Origin of the sequence: Streptococcus sp. 20925_1_22 (assembly GCF_041431685.1) — a bacterium.
Taxonomy (GTDB): Bacteria; Bacillota; Bacilli; order Lactobacillales; family Streptococcaceae; genus Streptococcus.
Genome location: NZ_JAPVYE010000005.1, coordinates 109,941 through 132,770, shown reverse-complemented (window position 1 = coordinate 132,770; position 22,830 = coordinate 109,941). Strand labels below are relative to the sequence as shown.

Annotated in this window: 22 protein-coding genes; 18 read left to right on the top strand and 4 right to left on the bottom strand. The window is 42.5% G+C overall.

From position 1 onward, the window contains the following. Positions 1–124 precede the first annotated feature (124 nt). The gene (locus O3621_RS08375) at positions 125–871 is read left to right on the top strand and encodes a DeoR/GlpR family DNA-binding transcription regulator (protein ID WP_002897983.1); all 747 of its coding nucleotides are present in this window, start codon (positions 125–127) and stop codon (positions 869–871) included. Positions 872–1,053: 182 nt separating this feature from the next. Next, positions 1,054–1,587: an isoprenylcysteine carboxyl methyltransferase family protein gene (locus O3621_RS08370; protein ID WP_314448433.1), complete on the top strand. Its 534-nt coding sequence runs from the start codon at positions 1,054–1,056 to the stop codon at positions 1,585–1,587. A 45-nt stretch (positions 1,588–1,632) separates the two neighbouring features. On the opposite strand, the gene O3621_RS08365 is transcribed toward O3621_RS08370, so the two are convergent. The 4 genes from O3621_RS08365 to O3621_RS08350 all read right to left on the bottom strand — a co-directional run bounded on the left by O3621_RS08365 (position 1,633) and on the right by O3621_RS08350 (position 5,961). Next, positions 1,633–2,499: a DapH/DapD/GlmU-related protein gene (locus O3621_RS08365; protein WP_004187782.1), complete on the bottom strand. Its 867-nt coding sequence runs from the start codon at positions 2,497–2,499 to the stop codon at positions 1,633–1,635. Next, positions 2,492–2,755, bottom strand: coding sequence for a GIY-YIG nuclease family protein (locus O3621_RS08360; RefSeq protein ID WP_004187779.1), 264 nt, complete (start codon positions 2,753–2,755; stop codon positions 2,492–2,494). Before O3621_RS08360 ends, O3621_RS08365 begins: the two co-directional genes overlap by 8 nt. After that, positions 2,745–3,491 carry a tRNA1(Val) (adenine(37)-N6)-methyltransferase gene (locus O3621_RS08355; protein WP_004187770.1) on the bottom strand — a complete coding sequence of 249 codons (747 nt, stop codon included), beginning with the start codon at positions 3,489–3,491 and terminating at the stop codon, positions 2,745–2,747. The genes O3621_RS08360 and O3621_RS08355 overlap by 11 nt, the downstream gene beginning before the upstream one ends. Positions 3,492–3,621: 130 nt before the next feature. Beyond that, positions 3,622–5,961: a cation-translocating P-type ATPase gene (locus O3621_RS08350; protein ID WP_314448428.1), complete on the bottom strand. Its 2,340-nt coding sequence runs from the start codon at positions 5,959–5,961 to the stop codon at positions 3,622–3,624. A 157-nt stretch (positions 5,962–6,118) separates the two neighbouring features. On the opposite strand from O3621_RS08350, the gene O3621_RS08345 reads away from it, so the two are divergent. From O3621_RS08345 to O3621_RS08270, 16 genes are all read left to right on the top strand, one after another. Next, complete coding sequence (locus O3621_RS08345) at positions 6,119–6,859, top strand: 1-acyl-sn-glycerol-3-phosphate acyltransferase (RefSeq protein ID WP_002897977.1); 741 nt, start codon at positions 6,119–6,121, stop codon at positions 6,857–6,859. 72 nt (positions 6,860–6,931) lie between these two features. Then, positions 6,932–7,480 (top strand): HXXEE domain-containing protein, encoded by a 549-nt coding sequence (locus O3621_RS08340; protein WP_032905510.1) that lies wholly within the window; start codon positions 6,932–6,934, stop codon positions 7,478–7,480. A gap of 148 nt (positions 7,481–7,628) precedes the next feature. Beyond that, complete coding sequence (locus tag O3621_RS08335; protein ID WP_314448424.1) at positions 7,629–8,309, top strand: helix-hairpin-helix domain-containing protein; 681 nt, start codon at positions 7,629–7,631, stop codon at positions 8,307–8,309. Continuing rightward, positions 8,293–10,533: a DNA internalization-related competence protein ComEC/Rec2 gene (locus O3621_RS08330; protein WP_314448423.1), complete on the top strand. Its 2,241-nt coding sequence runs from the start codon at positions 8,293–8,295 to the stop codon at positions 10,531–10,533. The genes O3621_RS08335 and O3621_RS08330 overlap by 17 nt, the downstream gene beginning before the upstream one ends. 124 nt (positions 10,534–10,657) lie before the next feature. Beyond that, positions 10,658–11,767 (top strand): DUF805 domain-containing protein, encoded by a 1,110-nt coding sequence (locus O3621_RS08325; protein ID WP_314448422.1) that lies wholly within the window; start codon positions 10,658–10,660, stop codon positions 11,765–11,767. A gap of 250 nt (positions 11,768–12,017) precedes the next feature. Continuing rightward, on the top strand, positions 12,018–13,064 hold the full coding sequence (holA, locus tag O3621_RS08320; protein ID WP_061592069.1) for a DNA polymerase III subunit delta: 1,047 nt from the start codon (positions 12,018–12,020) through the stop codon (positions 13,062–13,064). Positions 13,065–13,126: 62 nt separating this feature from the next. After that, positions 13,127–13,732, top strand: coding sequence for a superoxide dismutase SodA (sodA, locus tag O3621_RS08315; RefSeq protein WP_002896081.1), 606 nt, complete (start codon positions 13,127–13,129; stop codon positions 13,730–13,732). Between the two features lie 135 nt (positions 13,733–13,867). Next, the gene (locus O3621_RS08310) at positions 13,868–14,947 is read left to right on the top strand and encodes a serine hydrolase (RefSeq protein WP_312022685.1); all 1,080 of its coding nucleotides are present in this window, start codon (positions 13,868–13,870) and stop codon (positions 14,945–14,947) included. 190 nt (positions 14,948–15,137) lie between these two features. Next, a complete protein-coding gene (locus tag O3621_RS08305) occupies positions 15,138–15,926 on the top strand; it encodes a YhfC family intramembrane metalloprotease (protein WP_032913370.1) in 789 nt (262 codons plus the stop codon). Beyond that, complete coding sequence (locus tag O3621_RS08300) at positions 15,904–16,185, top strand: autorepressor SdpR family transcription factor (protein ID WP_002900829.1); 282 nt, start codon at positions 15,904–15,906, stop codon at positions 16,183–16,185. Before O3621_RS08305 ends, O3621_RS08300 begins: the two co-directional genes overlap by 23 nt. Then, a complete protein-coding gene (locus tag O3621_RS08295; protein WP_314448419.1) occupies positions 16,172–16,669 on the top strand; it encodes a DUF1648 domain-containing protein in 498 nt (165 codons plus the stop codon). Before O3621_RS08300 ends, O3621_RS08295 begins: the two co-directional genes overlap by 14 nt. 47 nt (positions 16,670–16,716) lie before the next feature. Further along, a complete protein-coding gene (locus O3621_RS08290) occupies positions 16,717–17,403 on the top strand; it encodes a Crp/Fnr family transcriptional regulator (protein WP_314448417.1) in 687 nt (228 codons plus the stop codon). A gap of 289 nt (positions 17,404–17,692) precedes the next feature. Further along, positions 17,693–18,922: an arginine deiminase gene (arcA, locus tag O3621_RS08285; protein ID WP_002897955.1), complete on the top strand. Its 1,230-nt coding sequence runs from the start codon at positions 17,693–17,695 to the stop codon at positions 18,920–18,922. A 50-nt stretch (positions 18,923–18,972) separates the two neighbouring features. Then, positions 18,973–19,989, top strand: a complete 1,017-nt coding sequence (argF, locus tag O3621_RS08280; RefSeq protein ID WP_314448410.1) for an ornithine carbamoyltransferase — start codon at positions 18,973–18,975, stop codon at positions 19,987–19,989. 166 nt (positions 19,990–20,155) lie between these two features. Then, a complete protein-coding gene (gene arcC / locus O3621_RS08275) occupies positions 20,156–21,103 on the top strand; it encodes a carbamate kinase (RefSeq protein WP_314448407.1) in 948 nt (315 codons plus the stop codon). Positions 21,104–21,306: 203 nt separating this feature from the next. Continuing rightward, positions 21,307–22,818, top strand: a complete 1,512-nt coding sequence (locus tag O3621_RS08270; protein WP_314448404.1) for a YfcC family protein — start codon at positions 21,307–21,309, stop codon at positions 22,816–22,818. Positions 22,819–22,830: the final 12 nt, after the last annotated feature.

Here is a 22,830-nt window from a genome sequence, read left to right as displayed (position 1 = left end):
AAATTCAACATATCAGCTATTTAAAATAAAAAAATTCACAAATCTTTGTTTATATGCTGGAACTGTTGTATAATAAAGTGAAGGTGAGTCTGTAAGAAATTCAGGAGCAAAAGGAGAATGTAAAATGAAAGAAAGTAGACATAGAATCATTCTGCAAGAACTGGATCAAACAGGTGTGGTTGCTGTCAAAAATCTCAAAGAAATGCTGGGCGTCACGGATATGACCATCCGTCGGGATTTGATTGACTTGGAGAAGCAGGGAATGCTGACCCGTGTTCATGGCGGAGCCCATAAGAAGGTCAAGAATGCCCTCAACGAGATTTCCCACTCAGAAAAGCAAATGCTGAATGTAGAGGAGAAGAAGCAGATTGCCCGTAAATGTGCGGATTTGATTGCTGACGGGGATACGGTCTTTATTGGTTCAGGAACCACAACGGATTTTATCGGAGACTATTTGGATGGCAAGAATATCAGCATTGTCACCAATTCGCTGCCAATTTTTGAAAAGTTAAAAGAAAGAGCCAATTTAGATTTAATTCTGATTGGCGGACGTTATCGGGCTAAGACTCAAACCTTTGTCGGTCAGTTTGCCAATAATCTTTTGAAAGAAATCAAGGTTTCTAAGGCCTTTATTGGGGCGAATGGCATTGACGGTCATAATGTTACGACAAGCAATGAAGAGGAAGGTAATGGCGATGCGATTATCCTTAACAATGCCATCAGCAAATATATTGTAGCCGATAACAGCAAGTTTGACAGCTATTCTTTCTATTCTTTTTACCGGCTGGACAACCTCAGTGCAGTTGTGACGGACGATAATATCGCTCCGAAAGTCAAGGAAAAATACAGCACCTATGTTGAAATTTTGTGATGTCTGACCGATGAGAGAAACCTGGCTCAAATGAATAATTTATAGATGCTGTGACTGGGATTTTGTCTAGAAATTCCGGTCACAGCCTTTTTATATCTTAGTCGATTTTGTAAACAACAGTCTTGACTTTGCCGCGGAATTCCTTATATAATAAAATGTATTATTAAATTTTAGGAGGTCTTATGACAATCAATATAGTGATTTTTGTGGCTGTGTCGCTTTTTCGTTTGGTGTTTTTGAGGAAATCCTCTCAGAATGAGCAGGATATTCTGGCTAAGGGTGGCATGGAGTACGGGGTGAAAAACTCAACTATCATGAAGTACCTGCACATGCTTTTTTATGCGGTTTGCTTTCTGGAATTGCTGCTGAAAAAGCCAGCTTTTGGCTTGGTGAGCCTATTGGGAGCTATTTTGTTGCTCTTTTCTATGTTTATGCTCTACCTTGTTGCCAAGCTTTTAGGACCAGTTTGGACCATCAAGCTCATGCTGGTTAAGGATCATAAGTTTGTTGACCACTGGCTCTTTCGTAATGTCAAACACCCTAATTATTTCCTGAATGTTGTACCAGAATTGGTGGGCTTGGCCCTGCTCAGTCATGCCTACTTTGCTCTGTTCATCCTCTTCCCGCTCTACTGTATCACCCTCTATGTCCGTATCAAAGAAGAAGAGCAGTTACTCAAGGAAGTTATCATTCCAAATGGAATTGCTGGTGAATAAAGTTAATAAAATACATATCGACTGCAAAAGAAAAGTCTAGGATCTTTATGTCCTAGACTTTTCTTGCATTAATTTTCGTATTTCATCAGCCATTTGCTGGGGTTGGTCCGATTCGAAAAGTAAAGTATTTTCTTCAGGCTGGTGGGCAGTTTGGCTGAAAGCTAAAACTGGCTTCCCCTTGCTGATAGCTCTTTGAACAATCTGGTCGACCTCTCCCCAGTGATTGATATCCAAGTAAATATCCGCCCTATCGAGCAAGTCTTCAATAAAGTCATCCTGGTGGATATTGGTGTAGAGGTTGATATTGGGATAGTCCTTAAAGCTAGCCAAGTAAGGAGAAATATTGGTCTTAGCAGCTATGTGAAATTCTAATTCTGGCAGATTTTCTGCTAAATAGGCCAGTTGTTCCAAAGTATCAGAAGCCGTCAGCGTAAAGGCATGGAAATTGCCCTGTGGACGCTCCTTGATGCTAAGCTCTTCCTTGCTCATAGCGATAGAGTTGCTGGGAATATCTTGGAAAATCAAGCTGTTGGCTCCAATGATGACATTATCACCAATGGTCACACCTTTGAGAATCACAGTATTGGCCCCAATCCAGCAGTTAGCTCCAATCTTGACTGGCGCAACACTATAATCAATCTTCTCGATATGGTAATTAGAATACTGATGATTGTGGTCAAAAATACGGACGCCATCACCAAACATGGTGTCCTTGCCGATTTCGATAGAGTGCTGACAGCGGACAGTGCAGTGGTCGTTAAAGAAAACCCGGGTTCCTAGCTTGAGTTGTGCGCCACTTGCTACATTTAGGCTAGTAAAAGATTGGAAGATGACATCTTGGCCGATATCAAGCTGGGCATCTGGGGAAATTTCGATATGATGAAAGTCGCCTTTAAACTGGATTTCAGGCATTTTGAGTCCTTTCTTTGATGTAAGCCAGTTTGGCTTGTCTAGTTTTCTTTTTAAAGAGTGCTTCAGCCGACATGGCAGCCGGCTTGCTAGGGTGTTCCTCTTGGTAAAGTAAGGTAACTGGCAGTCGAGCGCGAGTGTATTTAGCACCTTTGCCAGCCTGATGTTTTTTGAGTCGGGCTTGGACATCTGTTGTGTAGCCGGTATAGAGGGAGCCGTCCCTACATTTAAGCACGTACATATAGGCTTTATTTTCCATAGTAAATCTCGTGAATCTCCGGAGTGTAGCTGCCGTCCTGATTGTGAATAAAGAGAGGGGGCAGGATTTTGAGACCATCGCGGGAACCATCTTTAATAGCTTCGATAAGCAGCATATTGGCCTCTTTACCCAGCTTTGGATAGACAAACTGGATGCGCTTGGGAGCCAGGTTGTGGGCTTGCATGGTATCTAAAATATCTAAAAATCGTTCTGGTCGATGAACCATAGCAAGGCGACCATTGGATTTGAGGATTCGCTGGGCGATCTTGCAAATCTCTTCCAGATTGGTTGAAATTTCATGGCGGGCTAAAAGGTAGTGCTGGCTTTCATTGAGATTGGATTTCTTGTCAACCTTGAAATATGGCGGATTGCAGAGAATCATATCAACCTTGCTGCCAGTGATATAGCGTCCTAGGTTTTTCAAATCGTCCTGAATGACCTGCATTTGCTGAGTCAAATCATTGAGCTCAATGGAGCGCTCGGCCATGTCTGCCAGGCGTTCCTGGATCTCGACTGCTAGAATCTTGGCCTTGGTGCGAGTGCTGGCAAAAAGTCCAACAGCGCCATTTCCAGCACAGAGATCAACGATTAGACCCCGCTGAGGCAGCTTGGGAAAGCGGGAAAGCAGCACGCTGTCTACTGAATAGCTGAAGACCTCACTGTTTTGAATAATCTTGACATCCGTCGAAAAGAGCTGGTTGACGCGTTCTCCGTCTTTTAGTTTTGCTTCGTTCATAAGTCAATTATAGCATGATTTAGCAAGGATTCCAAAGGGATATGGGAAGTTTTTGCACAATCAAAAAAACATGCGAGGGTTCTCGCATGTTTCCATGAGCTTAAATGCTAATTCTATTTTTAGCTAGCCCTTAATCAAATCTGTATTTCTGCTTGATGGTGCAGGCAACAAAGACAAGCCCGAAAACGACCATGAGAATCAGATAGACTGGCAAAGTTGCGGCTGTCAGCGTTGCAATTTCCAAAAGGTGCTGCAGGACAAAGGCTGATAGATAGAAGCCAAAGACAGAGAAGATAATGAGCAGGCTGCGCCAGAGGTTGAGTGGCAGACAGGCCCGAATGACGGACAGGAAGCTGATGCTGCCTAGCAAGTAATAGGTCAGGGTTGCCATTTCTATATCTCTCCAGCCATGACTGCTGCCCCAGATGCGGACAAATAGCACGCTGAAGACAATCATGAGGGAGCTTGGCAGAGCCAGCTGCAGGGAGCGTTTGAGGAAGTGCTTTTCAACCGGCTTAATATTGCGCTCAAAGGTGAGGACAAAGGGTGGGAAACCTTCGACAAACTGGTCAATCAAGGTGATCTGAATTGGGATGAATGGGAAAATCAAGAGGTATTCAGGTTTTCCGAGCAGGATACTGGCGATACAGATGATAGCTAGGATAAAGGAATAGATGGTCTTGATGAAGAAAATCGGAGCAATCCGGCCGATATTGTTAACGACTCGGCGACCTTCAAAAAGAATCTCAGGGACATCGTTAAAGTCGGAGTTAAGAAGGACCAAGTTGGCAATTTGCCGAGTTGCGGGGTCGCCCTCGGCCATGACGATGGAGCAGTCTGCTTCACGCAAGGCCAAGATATCATTAACCCCATCTCCGGTCATGGCTGTTGTCCGACCAGCGGCCTTAAGAGTCTGGATGAGCAGCTTCTTTTGATGGGGAGAAACACGGCCGAAGATAGCTGTTTCTTCGGCCTGCTCAACCAGTTCTTGGTCGCTGATTTTAGAGCAGTCGATGTAGCTGTCGTAGTTGGCAAATCCAGCCTGGCTTGCGATATGAGAAACGGTCACAGGATTGTCACCAGAGATGATTTTCAGATCAACATCCTGAGAGCGTAGGTAGTCCAGTGTCTCGGCCGCTCCCTCACGAATAGGGTCAGTGATTTCCAGAACAGCCAGAGCAGTCATATCTTCAGGCAATTGGATACTGTGTTTGTCTAGCACTTGGTCGCTGTGAGCCAGTACCAAAACCCGAGATCCGCGTTTTTGAGCCTCTCCAACCGCTGCAGGATTGCTGTCCAGTAGCATTTCGGGAGCTCCCAGAAAGATAGTTCCGACACTTGATAAATGCATAGCGCCCCATTTTCGGTCACTAGAAAATGGGATGACATTGTCGCTAGTATAGGTGTGCTCTAAATGGCCGTAGCCCTTGCGGATAGCCTGAGCTGTTGGGTTATTATCCTCGCTGGTTTGGAAGTAGGCTGCTAAGATTTGACTGACGGTCTCATCAGAAAACTTATCTGAAAGGCTATGTAAGGCTTCAACAGTCATCTTACCTTGGGTAATTGTCCCGGTCTTGTCCAGGCAGAGAGTATCCACCCGAGCCAGAGTTTCAACAGAATACATTTCCTGAACAAGAACCTTGCGCATACCTAGCTTGATGACAGCTGTCAGAAGTGACGTGACTGTCAGCAGGGCGATTCCCTTAGGTAGCATACCCAAAAGGGCTGTCGAGCTGGTAATGACAGAGTTTTTGACAGGCAGTCCCTTTATCATTAGGGCTTCAAAGAAGAGAGCCAATCCGAAAGGAATGATGATTTTTCCAGTAAAGCGGGAAATTTTCGCAAGATTGTATAGAATGCGCGAGTTGATAGGCTTGAGTGTTTTAGCCTCAGTCATGAGCTTGTTGGCATAGTTGTCCGCGCCGACATGGTGTACCTCAGCATAAATCTGCCCACTAGCCAGAAAGCTACCAGACAGCAGCTCAGCGCCTTCTTCCTTGAGAACCAAGTCGCTCTCCCCTGTCAGCATGGCTTCATTGGCCTCGGCAACCCCCTCTACCACACGGGCATCACTGGGAATTTGCTCACCAGCTGACAGCTTGATCAGATCGCCCAGTACAATTTCTTCTGGCTGAATCTTGACTTCCTGGCCTTCGCGGATGACTGTGACCAGCTCTCGGCTGACCAGATTGAGCTTGTCAATCATGCGTTTGGCTCGCAGTTCCGTAATAATACCAGTGACGGCGTTAAAGCTGATTACTGCGAAGAAGACTAGATTGCTCCAGGCTTGGACAGAGACCAAGGCTACAGCAATAACAAAGTTAAGGGCATTAAAAAGGGTGAAAACATTCCGCTTAACGATTTGCCAGTTACTAGTACTGGTGTCACTTGTAAAATCGTTGGTCAAGCCCTGCGAAATTTTTTCATCTACTTGGGTTTGGTTTAAACCGATTAATTCTTTCTTGTTCATGAGATTAATGATACCATTTTTTTATGGAAATGGCTATCAGAATCAGCTGTTACAGCCAAAGTTTGGAAAAATATTGCAGACTATAATGGGATAGGGTATAATGGGAAAGGATGTAATAAATTTCAAGTATAATTTTGGTTTGAAATAAGGAGAGTTTATGTTTTATACTTATTTGCGAGGTTTAGTGATTTTTATCCTGTGGACCTTGAACGGCAATGCACATTACCACAATAAAGAAAAGATTCCTTCAAAAGATGAAAATTATATCTTGGTTGCCCCTCACCGGACATGGTGGGATCCAGTTTACATGGCTTTTGCGACCAAGCCCAAGCAGTTCATTTTCATGGCCAAGAAACAGCTTTTTGAAAATCGGGTGTTCGGCTGGTGGATTCGCATGTGTGGTGCCTTTCCTATTGACCGGGAAAATCCTGGTCCGTCAGCTATCAAATACCCTGTCAATATGCTGAAAAAGAGCAATCGTTCCCTGATTATGTTCCCAAGCGGCAGTCGCCATTCTACGGATGTCAAGGGAGGAGTGGCAGTGATCGCTAAGATGGCTAAAGTTCGTATCATGCCAGTAGTCTATGCTGGTCCCATGAGCCTTAAAGGCTTGGCGGCTGGGGAGCGTGTGGACATGAATTTTGGTAATCCAATTGATATTTCAGACATTAAGAAGATGAACGATGAGGGAGTTGAGGAAGTAGCTCGCCGTATTCATGCTGAGTTTGATCGTCTGGATGCTGAAGTGGCCCCTTACCAGACACAAAAGAAAGGCAATATCTTCTTACGGATTTTACGTGCCTTTGTCTTTATTCCTGCTATTTTGATTGGAATTTTGACCATCATTTTCAGCTTTTTTGCTAGCTTTGTCTGGGATCCAGATAAGCATAGAAAATAAGATACTAATCAGCTTCCTGAGCAATCTTGCTTGGGAGCTGATTTTTGTATGTGAGTGAGTTATAATGTAGGTATGTTTTATAAGGAGGATGCTATGTCTCTTGCTTTTTTATCTTTTGTAACCTTATCACTGTTTATGCTGCACGAGTTTGATGAGATTATCCTGGTTCGGCCTTGGATTTCTCAGAATCAAGACCATCAAGGCTATCAAAAGGAGATGTTCATTGCTAGAAGAGGAAGTTATCTTTCTGCTGAAAGCATTGCTCTGATGATTGCGGAGGAATTTCTGCTGGCTTTTATACTCTTGCTGCTTGCGATTCTATTTCGCATTCCCGAGCTGGCTCTGGCTATTGGCTTCTGTCATACTCTCCATCTGCTGGGCCATATCATGCAAGTGTTTCGCTTTCGTCGCTGGGTACCGGGCGGCTTCACAGCTTTGACGACTTTTCCTATACTCATCTTAGTCTTCATCCTTTATCTATGTCAGCAGTCAGTTTCTTGGCCGCTGCTTCTGATTCTAAGCGTGCTAGTGATGGCTTTTCTTTTGGCAAATCTTGCTTTTTTGCATAGCAGAGCTCAAAAGTTAGAAGCTTGGATATACAGGATAAGAAAAGTAGATTGATATTATAGCTCCTATTTTCATCAATGACCCTTCTATCTATACGACTTCTTGCAAAATAAAGATTTTAAAATATGACAAGCTGAAAATATTCTCGGCTTGTTTTATTTTTTTGCAATCTTTTACGAATAAAAAGACAAAGGAGAAAAATATGCTTGAAGAAATCATTGAAAAGCTGAAAGAATACAAGCTCTTTGTCGGTCTGGCAGTAGTTGGCGCTATGCTAGGTGGCTTTTTCCTCATCAAAGGAAATCACCAGCCACAAAATCAGGTAGCCGCCTTGAGCCAAGAGCTAACTTCCTCATCCAGCTCAGCTGATGAAGAAAGCGAAAGGATTGTTTCTAAGGCTAAGTCGGACGAAGAGGAGAGCGAGCAAGTCACTGTGGATATTAAAGGCGCAGTTAAGAATCCTGGTGTCTATGAGCTGAGAGCAGGAGCGAGAGTCCATGAAGCCATCCAAAAAGCTGGCGGATTGACAGCAGACGCCGAGGCTAAGTCCATTAATCAGGCACAAAAATTAACGGATGAAGCAGTAATCTATGTTGCAAAGATTGGTGAAGAAGGAGCTGATGTCACACAGACTGGCCAGCATCAAGCAGGATCTTCTGATTCTGCTGGTGCCAGTGGTGGAAAGTCGGACAAGGTCAATCTAAATACGGCGACAGAGACTGAACTGCAGACTATTTCAGGCATCGGGCAGAAGCGGGCTTCAGACATCATCGCCTATCGCGAAAGCAATGGCCGCTTCAAGTCAGTAGATGATCTGAAAAAAGTGTCAGGGATTGGAGATAAGACCTTAGAAAAGCTGAAAGAATATGTCACAGTGGATTAAAAAGCTACCCCTCACCCCTATCTTTCTAGCTTTCATCCTTGTATGGGCCTATTTTGCAGTCTATTCTGGCAGTTCCTTGGCTTATTTAGGGCTGGGTGTCCTTTTGCTTCGTCTCTTTTTCAGCTATCCCCTCAAAAAAAGTCTAGCTGCTTTGGCATTCCTGTCCCTTTTTGTCCTCTTTTTCTTGCTTCGTCGGGAAATGGCAGAGCAGGCCTTTAGGCAGGAACCTCCTTCAGCTAGCTCGGTTCAAGTTTTGCCGGATACGATCAAAGTCAATGGAGATTCCCTATCCTTTCGAGGGCGAACGGACGGTCGGCTTTATCAGGTCTTCTACAAGATCAAATCAGCCAGTGAAAAGAAAGCTTTTCAGCATTTGACAGATTTGGTCGTACTTGATATTGAAGGAGAGTTTGAACATGCCCAGCAACAACGAAATTTTTCGGGCTTTGACTATCAGGCTTATTTAAAGAGTCAGGGAATTTACCGTACCTTAAAAATCAATAAGATTCAGTCACTAAGACCAATTTCCAGCCTGAATCCACTGGATTGGCTGTCTGTCTGGCGCAGAAAAGCGCTGGTCTATATTCGAAGTAATTTTCCTAGTCCAATGAGCCATTACATGACAGGACTCTTGTTTGGTGACTTAGATACGGAGTTTGCGGAAATGAGCAATCTGTATTCTAGCTTGGGTATCATCCACTTGTTTGCCTTGTCTGGTATGCAGGTAGGTTTCTTTTTGGATGGTTTTCGCAGGATTCTTCTACGTTTGGGGATGAAGAGGGAGACAGTAAACGCCTTGCAGCTACCTTTTTCATTTATCTACGCTGGACTGACAGGCTTTTCTGTTTCTGTCGTCAGAAGCTTAGTTCAGAAGTTGTTGGCCCAGCAAGGACTGACCAGATTAGATAACTTTGCTCTGACACTGATGGTTCTCTTTATCATCATGCCCAATTTTCTTCTGACAGCAGGCGGTGTCTTGTCCTGCGCCTATGCCTTTTTGATTTCTATGATGGATTTTGAAAAGTTACCGCCGATTCGTAAGCTTTTAGCGGAAAGTCTGACTATTTCATTGGGGATTTTGCCTATACTAATCTACTATTTTTCTGAATTTCAGCCTTGGTCCGTGATTTTAACTTTTCTATTTTCACTACTCTTTGATCTGCTGATGCTGCCAGGCTTAACCCTCATTTTTATTTTGTCGCCACTTTTAAAAATCACTCAAGTCAATTTTTTCTTTGAGTTGCTAGAAGATGTGATTCGTTGGGTAGCTGATTTTGCTCCGCGTCCTTTGATTTTTGGGAAGCCCAACCTCTGGCTACTTGTTGCCCTCCTTTTAGTTTTGGCTTTAATCTATGACTTTCGGAGAAAGAAAAGCTGGCTTTTGTCTTTTAGTTTCCTAGCTCTTCTCTTATTTTTCCTAACAAAGCATCCGCTGCAAAATGAGATTACAGTGGTGGATATTGGTCAAGGTGATAGCATTTTTCTCAGGGACTGGCAGGGCAGGACGATTTTGATTGACGTAGGAGGACGAGTCGAGATAGGAAAGAAGGAGGCTTGGCAGGAGCGACAGACTTCATCCAATGCAGAAAAGACCTTGATTCCCTATCTCAAAAATCGTGGTGTTGCTAGTCTGGATGTATTGGTCCTGACTCATACCGATACCGACCACATGGGCGATATGCTGGAGGTAGCTAAGCATTTTTCCATCAAGGAAATCTATGTTTCCAAAGGAAGTTTGACTCAGCCTGATTTTGTTCAAAAGCTGGAGCAGATAGAAACTTCTGTCCATGTCGTAAAAGTTGGAGATGAGATTCCGGTATTTGACTCAGCTTTGCGGGTTCTCTATCCCAGCGGGACAGGCGACGGTGGAAATGATGATTCGATTGTACTCTACGGAGAGTTCTTTCAGACAAAATTTTTGTTTACAGGTGATTTGGAAAGACAAGGAGAAACCGAACTGCTGCAGCGCTTCCCTCAGCTGAAAGCAGATGTCTTAAAAGCAGGGCACCATGGTTCCAAAGGCTCGTCCAGTCCAGAGTTTTTAGAGCAAATTCAGCCGAAACTGGCCTTGATATCAGCCGGTCAGAATAATCGTTATCGTCATCCCCATCAGGAAACCTTGCAAAGATTTGAGAAGTTTAATACAGCTATCTATCGAACTGACCAGCAGGGGGCCATTCGGTTTACTGGTTGGAATTCCTGGAGGATTGAAACGGTTCGTTGATAGCAGCGCTAAAGATGCCAACTCATACTTTGTAGACTGCTTAGCTTCAGTCAGGAAGTCATATTGATTTATTTATGCATTTGTGATAAGATAATGGGTATAAAAAATTATAGAGGAGAATTTTATGTTTGCTGCATATAAAAAATTCTGGACACATTATGCTGATTTTTCAAGCCGGTCTAGCCGGTCAGACTATTGGTGGGTAGTTTTATGCCATGTTATTGTTACTGCACCGCTATTTATCATTTTTTGGGCATCTGCTTTTGGAAGTATTCTTTCAGCAGCAGTTCAAGACTCAACATATGGATATGAATCAGATCCATCAGCAATCTTGGCTGGAGCAGGATTCGCTGTAATCTTTATTTTCATCTTAATTCTATATGCTCTGGCAACTTTTGTACCTAATTTGGCTATCATTGTCCGTCGTTTACGTGATGCTGGTTATCATTGGGCTTTCCTTTTCTTGTATGTTGGTCCTTTTTTTCTATCATTTATTCCAGTTCTAAATATTATTGCAGGAATAGTATCTCTTCCATGTAGTATTGCTTTGATTGTTTTGCTTTGTCAAGGATCTAAGCCTGAAATGGTTGGAAATTCAAACGGTCAGCAATATGGCCAGCAAAACTTCCAAGGACAACAGTTTGGCCAACAGCCACAGCAAGGTGGTTTCCAAGGTCAGCAGTTTGGTCAACAGCCACAGCAAGGTGGTTTCCAAGGTCAGCAATTTGGTCAACAACCACAGCAACCTGTCCAAAACCAACCATTTGGTCAACAGCCACAACAAGGTGGTTTCCAAGGCCAACAGTTTGGTCAGTCACAACAACCTGTCCAAAACCAACCATTTGGCCAACAGCCACAGCAAGGTGGTTTCCGAGATCAGCAATTTGGCCAACAACCACAACAAGGTGGTTTCCAAGGACAACAGTTTGGTCAGCAACCACAGCAACCTGTCCAAAATCAACCATTTGGTCAACAACCACAGCAAGGTAGCTTCCAAGAACAGCAGTTTGGTCAACAGCCACAACAACCTGTTTCTGATCAAAGTCAAGCGGTGGAGCAAGCAGAACCAGTTCAAAATCCATTTACTGCTGAAACACCTGAGCAGTCAACACCTCAGGATTTTGGAACTCAAGCACCTGTTCAAGATAATCCTTTTGTTTCATCGGTTCAAGAGGAGCAGGCTTCTACTCCAGCTGAAAACAGTGTAGAGGATACAACTGAAAATCAAGAATAAACAAAGAAGAGTTGGAATTTTTCCAGCTCTTTTTGTTCTATCGCTCGCAGAAAAGTTTTAACAGAACGAGGCATTGATTGCTTTTCATAACAAAGAAAAATGAAGCTACTAACAGTTCATATGTATATAGCAGATATACTCAAAAATTAGATTTTGTTTGGAAAGAAAATAGCAGACTTTCCGACTCTTTTTTGTTACAATCAATACATGAAAAAAATTGACAAGAAATATAAAGCAGAGGAGACTTTCTGTGTTAGCTATTGAGGAAATTAAAAAAATCACGCCAAGTAACCTTCCTGCTTTGACCATTTTGGCTGGAGATGACATGGGTCAGTTTGAGTTGCTGAAAGAGCAGTTTCTCCGCCAGATTCAGTTTCAAGCAGGTGATTTGAACACAGCTATTTTTGATATGAAAGAAGCAAACTACCAGGATGTGGAGTTGGACTTGGTCAGTCTGCCTTTTTTTGCAGATGAAAAAATCGTGATTTTGGATCATTTTGCTGATTTGACAACAGCTAAGAAGCGCTATCTGACTGATGAAGAACTCAAATCTTTTGAAAATTATCTGGAAAATCCAGCGGATACAACTCGTCTGGTTATCTTCGCAGAAGGTAAGTTGGATAGCAAGCGCCGTCTGGTTAAACTACTGAAACGGGACGGGAAAATTTTTGAGGCTGCAGAACTCAAGGAAGCAGATCTACGGGCTTATTTCAGCAAGGAAGCGCAGGCAGAAGGATTACAATTTGCTCCGACAGCTTTCGATCAGTTGCTGCTGAAATCAGGTTTTCAGTTCAGTGAAGTTAGTAAAAATTTAGCCTTTCTGAAAGGTTATAAAGAGTCTGGTCAGATTGGTTTAGAAGACATTGCCGAGGCTATTCCCAAGACTCTTCAGGACAATATTTTTGACCTGACCCAGCTGATTTTGCAACAGAAGATTGATGAAGCCAGAACCTTGGTACGAGATTTGACTCTTCAAGGTGAGGATGAAATCAAGCTTATTGCCATTATGCTGGGGCAGTTTCGTATCTTTACGCAGGTTAAGGTTTTAGCGGAAAATGGCAGAGCTGAGAGTCAGATTGTGTCTGATTTGTCCGATTATCTAGGCCGCAAGGTTAATCCTTATCAAGTCAAGTTTGCTTTAAAGGATGCTCGCTCACTGAGTTTAGCCTTTCTTAAAAAGACCATGGCTTGTCTAATCGAAACAGATTACCAGATTAAGTCGGGGCTGTATGATAAAGATTACCTGTTTGATTTGGCTCTGCTCAAGATTGCGACGGGTGAGCTACAAGCAAAATAGTTGAAAAATTCTAATGATTGCGTTATCATTTTTATAATCATATAGAAAAAGAGGTCTATCAAATGGCAATTATCTTACCTGATCTTCCTTACGCTTACGATGCGTTAGAGCCTTACATTGATGAAGAAACAATGCACTTGCATCATGACAAGCACCACAATACCTATGTAACGAATGTTAATGCTGCGCTTGAAAAACATCCTGAAATTGGTGAAGACTTGGAAAAATTATTGGCTGATGTGGAGTCTATCCCAGCTGATATCCGTCAGGCAGTCATCAACAACGGTGGTGGTCATCTTAACCACGCTCTTTTCTGGGAATTGATGACACCAGCAGAAACATCACCATCTGCAGAGTTGGCAGCGGATATCGAAGCTACTTTTGGATCATTTGAAGACTTTAAAGCAGCTTTCACTGCAGCGGCTACAACTCGTTTTGGTTCTGGCTGGGCTTGGTTGGTTGTCAACAAAGAAGGCAAGTTGGAAGTAACTTCAACAGCAAATCAGGATACTCCTATTTCAGAAGGTAAAACTCCAATCTTGGGACTGGATGTTTGGGAACATGCTTACTATGTGAAATACCGCAATCTTCGTCCGAACTACATCCAAGCTTTCTTCTCAGTTATTAACTGGAAAAAGGTTGACGAACTTTACGCTGCTGCTAAATAAACAGGCAGTTTCAATAGATAAAAAGGCGAATCGATTAATGATTTGCCTTTTTTGATGCTTAAAATGCCTTTTTTCTGGGTTTCACTTGTTATTTTCCTCATAATTTTTTATAATACAAATGCTAGGAGAAATGTTTTGAGTAAAAAAATTGTAACGATTATCGTAGCTGTCCTTTCTTGTCTTTGTCTGCTGGGCTTCATCTTCCTTTTTATAACCCAACGAAATAAGGCTATTGAAAAGAAAGCACAAGAGGCTGCCCAACTTGCAAAGTCTGGCGAGCAAGAACAGGAAGAAGAGAAAGTCAAGCCTGATTCCAAACCAGTTGAAGAAAAGCCCAAGCCTGTTGAAAAAAGTCCAGAGGAGAAGCAGAAGGTCATGGAGGCGGACGGCCCGACTATGGATGCTTTAGGACTTCGATTTGACTATGCAAATTTGGATTTGACTCAGGTCATTCAGGCTTATATGACTGAAATGGGAATTGAACCCTCCCAGGTTGCATTTTCATATAAGGATTTGACGACTGGCAAGACCTTTGCAATGAATGATACCCAGCCTATGACTGCGGGATCGACCTACAAGCTCCCTCTTAATATGCTGGTAGTTGACGAAGTTGCTGCGGGCAAACTTTCTATGGACGAGCGGTTTGATATTACCAATACAAACTATGAATATAGGGGCGAGCATGATAACTATGTTGGTGCTTTCAACGGTGCTATGAGAATATCAGACATGCAGGAATATTCCTTGGTTTATTCTGAAAATACTCCAGCCTACGCTTTAGCAGAGCGTCTAGGCGGCATGGAAAAGGCCTATGATATGTTTAGTCGCTACGGTCAGTCCAAGGCTGATATTAAGACGATCAGCCGTGAGAATAATAAGACCACGACGGACTACTATATTCAGGTCCTTGAGTATTTGTCTAAAAATCAGGAAAAGTACAAGGATATCCTTTATTATATAGGCGAATCCTTCCCAGGTGAGTATTATAAGCGCTATCTGCGTGACATTACCATTTATCAAAAGCCAGGATATGTTCGTGAAGCGCTCAATGTGGATGCTCTAGTCATGGAAGAGAAGCCCTATATTATAGCTCTCTATACGGCTTATTTAGGTGGTAGCACCGAGGCCAGTGATGAGATCAGTGGTGTCGGAATTGAGCAAGTTGGTCAGTTAGCCTACGTCATCAATGAATGGCATCGGGTTAATATGAACTAATCTAATAGAAATCAGAAAAAATACGCTTTAGATGAAAATCTGGGCGTATTTTTTGTTTTAAAATGCAGTAAAGCTTGATGACTTTTAGATTGAAATCTATTTAGAAAAAAATCAAAATAGATTTGACAGAAAGAAAGGAAAGATGTATAATCTATTTAGAAAAAAATCTAAACAGTTCAGGAGAAAAACGATGATTTCCATTCATATCTTGATTGCTATGCTGCTTATTTTAGGAGCAGTCCTTGTTCCTTTGGTTTATTTTAAAAAGACCAAGCACATTTCTCTATTAGTCTTTCTTTTAGGGGGGGTCGGCTTTTATCTTTCTAGTCAGGTTCTGGAAAATATTTTGCATCGTATCGTTTTACAGCCTCAGGCTGATGGAACTATCGCTTTGCAGACGGAAAATCCTTGGCTATACGTTCTTTATGCTATTGCTGCGGCAGCTATTTTTGAAGAAACAGCCCGCTGGGTCATCTTTTACTGGTTGCAAAAGAAGCGCCCACTGACCTTTAGGGATGGTATAGCCTATGGCTTGGGGCATGGTGGTATTGAGGCTCTGTTTGTTGGTATTGTCAGTCTCTTAAACTTTTGGGTTATAGCTCAAGTAGTAACTCAGGGGAATGCTCAGACGCTGGCTCAAATTCCTCAAGCAATTATTGACAATGTCCGTTCCATGAACGCTGGCAGCATCTATCTTTTGGCTTTTGAACGGATCTTGGCTATTCTCATTCAAATCCTTCTGACCTTCTGGGTTTGGAAAGCGGTCAAGGAGAAGGCTCCAGTGTATTTTTTAGCCGCTCTGGGACTTCACGCCCTGATTGACTTAGCGCCTGCTCTGGCTCAGGTAGGCGTTCTTCCGCCACTTGCAGTTGAAGCTCTGCTCTTGGTAGAGGTAGTGGCACTAGTCTTTCTGACCAAGAAAATTTTGAAAGTTTACCTGAAAGAAAGGTCTAATCATGGGGATCAGTCAAACGCTTAAAGCTCTAGCTGACCCAGTTCGAAGGGGGATTCTGGAAATGCTCAAGCATGGTCCGAAGTCTGCAGGGGAAATTGCCCAAGCTTTTGAGCTGACTCCTGCGACGGTATCCTACCACCTCTCTCAGCTAAAGAAAGCCGGTCTGCTCATAGAAGAAAAGCAGAAGAACTTTATTTATTACAGCTTAGATGTCACTGTTTTTGAAGAAATTCTTGCCTGGTTTCAATCTCTTGGAGGAGGAAACGAAAATGAAAAAAAATAGTTTACAAGAATTAGGTTGGGCGCTTGGCGTCATGCTCTTGCCAGTTTTATATGCCATCTGGGTCTATCAAACATTACCAGAAAACTTGGCTATTCACTTTGACTTATCTGGAAAAGGAAATGCTTTTTTACCTAAGTTTTTAGTAGTTTCGGCTTTTCCAATTGTCATGATGCTGCTAGAAGTTATGATCTATTGGACAACCATTGCCAAAGATATCTTAAATAGAACCTTTAAACACCTTATTCGCTGGATGTTTCCTCTTACCTTTGTTTCGCTCTATCTAGCTACTATTTATCGGGGCTTAAATGAGGAATTTGATATCCGTAAAACAGCAGCAATGGTGGTTGCTTTGGTTTTCATAATTGTAGGCAATTACTTGCCCAAAAAAGTACAGGCTGACAGAAATTCCATGAATAGAAAATGGGCACACCTCTTTGTTTTGTTAGGATTTCTTACTTTTATAGTCAGCATTTTCTATTTGTAAGCGGATTTATGCTATAATGGTATCAAGTATCAAATAAAAGGGTTATCATGATTACCAAGGAGCATTATCAATATATCCGGCAGCACCCTGCCTTTGTCAATCTGCCAGTGGAGCTTTTCGATAAATTAGCAGTGGAGATTCAGTATCGCAAGATTCCTAAAGGACAAATTATCTTTTTTGCAGGAGATCGGCGTGAGCGTCTTTTCCTCTTGTCTCAAGGTTATGTGCGGATTGAGCAGTATGATTCGACAGACACATTTTCTTATATGGATTATGTCAAGAAAGACAGTGTTTTCCCCTATGGAGGTATGTTTTTTGATGAGCGCTATCATTACACAGCCAGCGCTGTCACCAATGTCGAATATTTGTCCATTCCTATCGATTTGTTTGAAGATTATTCAAAGAAGAGTGTGGATCAGCTTTTGTTCATTACCAAGCGGCTATCGCAAATCTTGGAATTTCAGGAATTGAGATTGCGTAATGTCGTAGCAGCTAGTGCCAGCGAGCGTGTGGTTCAGTCCTTGTCTCTGCTCTGCATGGATTTGTGCAAGGTAGGAGATAGCCTGCCCTTTCCTATCAGCATGAAAGAACTTGCTAAGCTAGGAGCCACAACTCGGGAAACGGTCAATCAAGTTCTGAAAAAGCTCTTAGATGAAGGTCGGATTGAATACCAACATAAAAAATTAACTTTTAAAGAGAAAGAGTATTTCATGAAATACCTTGCTGGAAGCTAATCGGTTCTGATTAGCTTCTTTTTTGCTTAATAAATTCAAAATATTCTAATATTAACCGTGTACTAATTTTATTTTAAAAAATAAATATTCACAAAAATAATATAATGCGTAAAATATTCAAAGAAAACGCTTTAAAGAAGAATATTATAAAAATAAAAATAGAAAAAAGCAAAGGATTTGGCATTTGTAATGTAGGCTTTTTCTTGAAAGCGGTAGCATTAAATGCTAGAATAGTACATGTAAACGGGCTTAGAAAAACCTAAACCGCAAAGAAAAAGGAGGATAGTAGATGTCTACACATCCAATTCGTGTTTTCTCAGAAATTGGAAAACTGAAAAAAGTTATGTTGCACCGTCCTGGCAAGGAGTTGGAAAACTTGCAGCCGGACTACTTAGAACGTCTTCTTTTTGACGATATTCCTTTCTTGGAAGATGCACAAAAAGAACATGATAACTTTGCTCAAGCGCTTCGTAATGAAGGAGTTGAGGTGCTCTATCTTGAGCAGCTGGCTGCTGAGTCACTGACTTCTCCAGAAATCCGCGAGCAATTCATCGAAGAATATCTGGAAGAAGCCAATATTCGTGGCCGTGAAACCAAGAAGGCTATTCGCGAACTGCTCCGTGGTATCAAAGATAACCGAGAGTTGGTTGAAAAAACGATGGCAGGAGTTCAAAAAGTTGAATTACCAGAAATTCCTGAAGAAGCAAAAGGCTTGACGGACTTGGTAGAATCTGATTATCCATTTGCTATTGATCCAATGCCAAACCTTTACTTCACTCGTGACCCATTTGCTACAATTGGTAATGCTGTATCGCTCAATCACATGTATGCAGACACTCGTAATCGTGAAACTCTCTACGGTAAATACATCTTCAAACATCACCCAGTATACGGTGGAAATGTTGAACTTGTTTACAACCGTGAAGAAGATACACGTATCGAAGGTGGGGACGAGTTGGTTCTTTCAAAAGATGTGCTGGCAGTTGGTATTTCACAACGTACAGACGCAGCTTCTATCGAAAAACTCTTGGTCAATATCTTCAAGAAAAATGTTGGCTTCAAGAAAGTTTTGGCCTTTGAATTTGCTAACAACCGTAAGTTCATGCACTTGGACACTGTCTTCACTATGGTTGACTATGACAAGTTCACGATTCACCCAGAAATCGAAGGTGATCTTCGCGTTTACTCTGTGACTTATGTTGATGACAAACTTAAGATTGTTGAAGAAAAAGGTGATTTGGCAGAAATATTGGCAGAAAACCTTGGTGTGGAAAAAGTTCATCTGATTCGCTGTGGCGGTGGCAATATCGTAGCTGCTGCGCGTGAGCAATGGAATGACGGTTCTAACACCTTGACCATCGCACCTGGTGTGGTAGTGGTGTATGACCGCAATACAGTTACTAACAAGATTTTGGAAGAATACGGCTTGCGTTTGATTAAGATCCGCGGAAGTGAATTGGTTCGCGGTCGTGGTGGACCACGCTGTATGTCTATGCCGTTTGAACGTGAAGAAATTTAAGCATACAAGTGCTAACAAATACATAAAGAAAAGAAAGAGGAAATAATAGAATGACACATTCAGTATTCCAAGGACGTAGCTTCTTAGCAGAAAAAGACTTTAGCCGTGCTGAGTTAGAATACCTTATCGGTCTTTCAGCTCACTTGAAAGATTTGAAAAAACGCAATGTTCAACACCATTATCTTGCTGGTAAGAATATCGCTCTCTTGTTTGAAAAAACATCTACTCGTACTCGGGCAGCTTTTACAACAGCAGCCATTGACCTGGGAGCACATCCAGAATATCTTGGTGCTAACGATATCCAGCTTGGTAAGAAAGAATCTACAGAAGATACTGCGAAAGTTTTGGGCCGTATGTTTGACGGGATTGAATTCCGCGGCTTCAGCCAACGTATGGTAGAAGAATTGGCAGAATTCTCAGGTGTTCCAGTATGGAATGGTCTGACTGACGAATGGCACCCAACTCAAATGTTGGCTGACTACTTGACTGTTCAAGAAAACTTTGGCCGTCTGGAAGGCTTGACATTGGTATACTGTGGTGATGGACGTAACAACGTTGCCAACAGCTTGCTGGTGACAGGAGCTATCCTTGGCGTAAACGTTCACATCTTCTCACCAAAAGAACTCTTCCCAGAAAAAGAAATCGTTGAATTGGCAGAAGGCTTTGCTAAAGAAAGCGGCGCTCGTGTATTGATTACAGAAGATGCTGACGAAGCAGTTAAAGGTGCAGATGTTCTTTACACAGACGTTTGGGTATCAATGGGTGAAGAAGACAAGTTTGCAGAACGCGTTGCCCTCCTCAAACCTTACCAAGTAAACATGGATTTGGTGAAGAAAACTGACAATGAAGATCTTATCTTCTTGCACTGCTTACCTGCATTCCACGATACAAATACTGTTTACGGTAAAGATGTCGCTGAAAAATTCGGTGTAGAGGAAATGGAAGTAACAGACGAAGTCTTCCGCAGCAAATATGCTCGTCATTTCGACCAAGCAGAAAACCGTATGCACACAATCAAAGCGGTTATGGCTGCAACTCTTGGAAACCTCTACATTCCAAAAGTATAATCTTACATAAGAAACCGTCTACCAACAGCTATGAGGGCTGCGACTAATAGCTTTAGTCCGGCCCTCTTTTATATGATAAGAAATGCTTATTTCCTTATCAAAAATTTGAAAATCTACTATAATAAATTGGAAGTGCATTCTTTGGAGTGCAATAAAGGAAAATTAAATGGCAAATCGTAAAATAGTTGTAGCCTTGGGAGGAAACGCCATCCTTTCATCTGACCCATCTGCGAAAGCACAGCAGGAAGCCTTGGTGGAAACTGCTAAACACTTGGTGAAATTGATTAAAAACGGGGATGACCTTATCATCACCCATGGAAATGGTCCGCAAGTAGGGAACTTGCTGCTGCAACAGTTGGCAGCGAACTCTGAGAAGAATCCTGCTTTCCCACTAGACTCTCTTGTGGCTATGACAGAAGGAAGCATTGGCTTTTGGCTACAAAATGCTTTGCAAAATGCTCTCTTGGATGAAGGAATCGAAAAGAATGTCGCTTCTGTTGTGACGCAAGTAGTGGTGGATAAGAACGATCCAGCCTTTGTCAACCTCAGCAAGCCAATCGGTCCTTTCTACTCAGAAGAAGAAGCTAAAGCAGAAGCTGAAAAGAGCGGAGCGACTTTCAAAGAAGATGCTGGCCGCGGTTGGCGTAAGGTTGTTGCTTCACCAAAACCAGTGGATATCAAGGAAATTGAAACAATCCGTACGCTTTTGAATCAAGGTCAAGTAGTAGTAGCTGCGGGTGGCGGCGGAATTCCTGTCGTCAAAGAAGAGAATGGCCATCTTACTGGTGTTGAAGCCGTTATTGACAAGGACTTTGCTTCTCAGTGCTTAGCAGAGTTGGTTGATGCAGACCTCTTCATCGTCTTGACTGGTGTGGACTATGTCTTTGTTAACTACAACAAACCTGACCAAGCAAAGCTGGAACATGTGAATGTTGCTCAATTGGAAGAATACATCAAGCAAGAACAATTTGCACCAGGCAGCATGCTTCCAAAAGTAGAAGCAGCTATCGCCTTTGTTAACGGCCGTCCAGAAGGTAAAGCAGTTATCACATCTCTGGAAAATCTGGGTGCTCTGATTGAGTCTGAGAGCGGCACGATTATTGAAAAAGGATAGCATAGAATTGACTGAAAAGCGATAGCAAGTAATCTCTATTGCTGATGGAAGTCTTTTCCTGAAAATCTTTGATTATTTTCAAAAACACTGGCTTTTTCAATGTTAATATGGTAAAATATAAATAAAGTAAGCGTTTTCTTGTTTGCTCATGCAGGGAAATGCAGGTTTGTAACCTCGTAAAAAACGTTTAGGAGGAAAAACAAATGAGTGAAAAAATAAAAAAAGGGTTTAAGATGCCTTCATCTTACACCGTATTGTTGATAATCATTGCCATTATGGCAGTGCTGACTTGGATTATCCCGGCTGGGGCTTTTATAGATGGTGTGTATCAAAAACAAGCGCAAAATCCGCAAGGAATTTGGGATGTTCTGATGGCACCGATTCGTGCTATGCTGGGTACGCATCCTGAGAAAGGCTCCTTGATCAAGGAGACTACTGCTGCGATAGATGTTGCCTTCTTCATCCTTATGGTCGGTGGTTTCCTTGGTGTTGTCAATGAAACTGGTGCTTTGGATGTGGGAATTGCCTCCATCGTTAAGAAGTACAAGGGGCGCGAAAAGATGCTGATTGTTGTCTTGATGCCTCTCTTTGCCCTCGGAGGTACTACCTATGGTATGGGTGAGGAAACCATGGCCTTCTATCCGCTTTTGGTACCGGTGATGATGGCGGTTGGTTTTGACAGTCTGACTGGGGTGGCTATTATCTTGCTTGGTTCGCAAATCGGATGTTTGGCTTCTACGCTAAATCCATTTGCAACTGTTATCGCTTCAGAGACTGCTGGTGTTGGAACTGGTGAAGGGATTGTCCTTCGTCTCATCTTCTTGGTTGTCATGACTGCTCTCAGCACTTGGTTTGTTTACCGCTATGCAGATAAGATTCAAAAAGATCCGACCAAGTCATTGGTTTACAGCACTCGCGAAGAAGATTTGAAACACTTTAATGTTGAAACTTCTTCATCTGTTGAGTCAACTCTGAGCAAAAAACAAAGAACAGTTCTATTCCTGTTCATTATGACATTTGTCCTTATGGTATTGAGTTTCATTCCTTGGACAGATCTCGGTATTACTATCTTTAAGGACGTCAATACCTGGCTGACAGGTCTTCCAGTACTCGGTAAGATTATTGGCTCATCTACTTCCGCACTGGGGACTTGGTATTTCCCGGAAGGAGCTATGCTCTTTGCCTTCATGGGAATCTTGATTGGCGCTGTTTACGGTCTCAAGGAAGACAAGATTATCTCAGCCTTTATGAACGGTGCAGCTGATCTGCTTAGCGTAGCCCTGATCGTAGCAATCGCCCGTGGTATCCAAGTTATCATGAATGATGGTATGATTACAGACACTATCCTCAATTGGGGTAAACAAGGACTCAGCGGTCTATCATCACAAGTATTTATCGTCTTGACTTACATTTTCTACCTGCCGATGTCCTTCCTTATCCCATCATCATCAGGTCTGGCCAGTGCGACTATGGGAATCATGGCTCCTTTGGGAGAATTTGTCAATGTCAAGGCTAGCTTGATCATCACAGCTTATCAGTCTGCTTCAGGTGTGCTGAATCTGGTTGCACCAACTTCTGGTATCGTTATGGGAGCTTTGGCACTTGGACGTATCAATATCGGTACTTGGTGGAAATTTATCGGCAAGCTGATTGTAGCTATCATTGCTATCAGTATTGGTCTCTTACTCCTAGGAACTTTCTTACCGTTCCTATAAGCTAGAAGCTGA

Bases quoted from the DNA above. Each gene is read 5' to 3' on its own strand.
- O3621_RS08375 (WP_002897983.1), top strand. From the start codon at position 125: ATGAAAGAAAGTAGACATAGAATCATTCTGCAAGAACTGGATCAAACA.
- O3621_RS08370 (WP_314448433.1), top strand. From the start codon at position 1,054: ATGACAATCAATATAGTGATTTTTGTGGCTGTGTCGCTTTTTCGTTTG.
- O3621_RS08365 (WP_004187782.1), bottom strand. From the start codon at position 2,499: ATGCCTGAAATCCAGTTTAAAGGCGACTTTCATCATATCGAAATTTCC.
- O3621_RS08360 (WP_004187779.1), bottom strand. From the start codon at position 2,755: ATGGAAAATAAAGCCTATATGTACGTGCTTAAATGTAGGGACGGCTCC.
- O3621_RS08355 (WP_004187770.1), bottom strand. From the start codon at position 3,491: ATGAACGAAGCAAAACTAAAAGACGGAGAACGCGTCAACCAGCTCTTT.
- O3621_RS08350 (WP_314448428.1), bottom strand. From the start codon at position 5,961: ATGAACAAGAAAGAATTAATCGGTTTAAACCAAACCCAAGTAGATGAA.
- O3621_RS08345 (WP_002897977.1), top strand. From the start codon at position 6,119: ATGTTTTATACTTATTTGCGAGGTTTAGTGATTTTTATCCTGTGGACC.
- O3621_RS08340 (WP_032905510.1), top strand. From the start codon at position 6,932: ATGTTTTATAAGGAGGATGCTATGTCTCTTGCTTTTTTATCTTTTGTA.
- O3621_RS08335 (WP_314448424.1), top strand. From the start codon at position 7,629: ATGCTTGAAGAAATCATTGAAAAGCTGAAAGAATACAAGCTCTTTGTC.
- O3621_RS08330 (WP_314448423.1), top strand. From the start codon at position 8,293: ATGTCACAGTGGATTAAAAAGCTACCCCTCACCCCTATCTTTCTAGCT.
- O3621_RS08325 (WP_314448422.1), top strand. From the start codon at position 10,658: ATGTTTGCTGCATATAAAAAATTCTGGACACATTATGCTGATTTTTCA.
- sodA (WP_002896081.1), top strand. From the start codon at position 13,127: ATGGCAATTATCTTACCTGATCTTCCTTACGCTTACGATGCGTTAGAG.
- O3621_RS08305 (WP_032913370.1), top strand. From the start codon at position 15,138: ATGATTTCCATTCATATCTTGATTGCTATGCTGCTTATTTTAGGAGCA.
- O3621_RS08300 (WP_002900829.1), top strand. From the start codon at position 15,904: ATGGGGATCAGTCAAACGCTTAAAGCTCTAGCTGACCCAGTTCGAAGG.
- O3621_RS08295 (WP_314448419.1), top strand. From the start codon at position 16,172: ATGAAAAAAAATAGTTTACAAGAATTAGGTTGGGCGCTTGGCGTCATG.
- O3621_RS08290 (WP_314448417.1), top strand. From the start codon at position 16,717: ATGATTACCAAGGAGCATTATCAATATATCCGGCAGCACCCTGCCTTT.
- arcA (WP_002897955.1), top strand. From the start codon at position 17,693: ATGTCTACACATCCAATTCGTGTTTTCTCAGAAATTGGAAAACTGAAA.
- argF (WP_314448410.1), top strand. From the start codon at position 18,973: ATGACACATTCAGTATTCCAAGGACGTAGCTTCTTAGCAGAAAAAGAC.
- arcC (WP_314448407.1), top strand. From the start codon at position 20,156: ATGGCAAATCGTAAAATAGTTGTAGCCTTGGGAGGAAACGCCATCCTT.
- O3621_RS08270 (WP_314448404.1), top strand. From the start codon at position 21,307: ATGAGTGAAAAAATAAAAAAAGGGTTTAAGATGCCTTCATCTTACACC.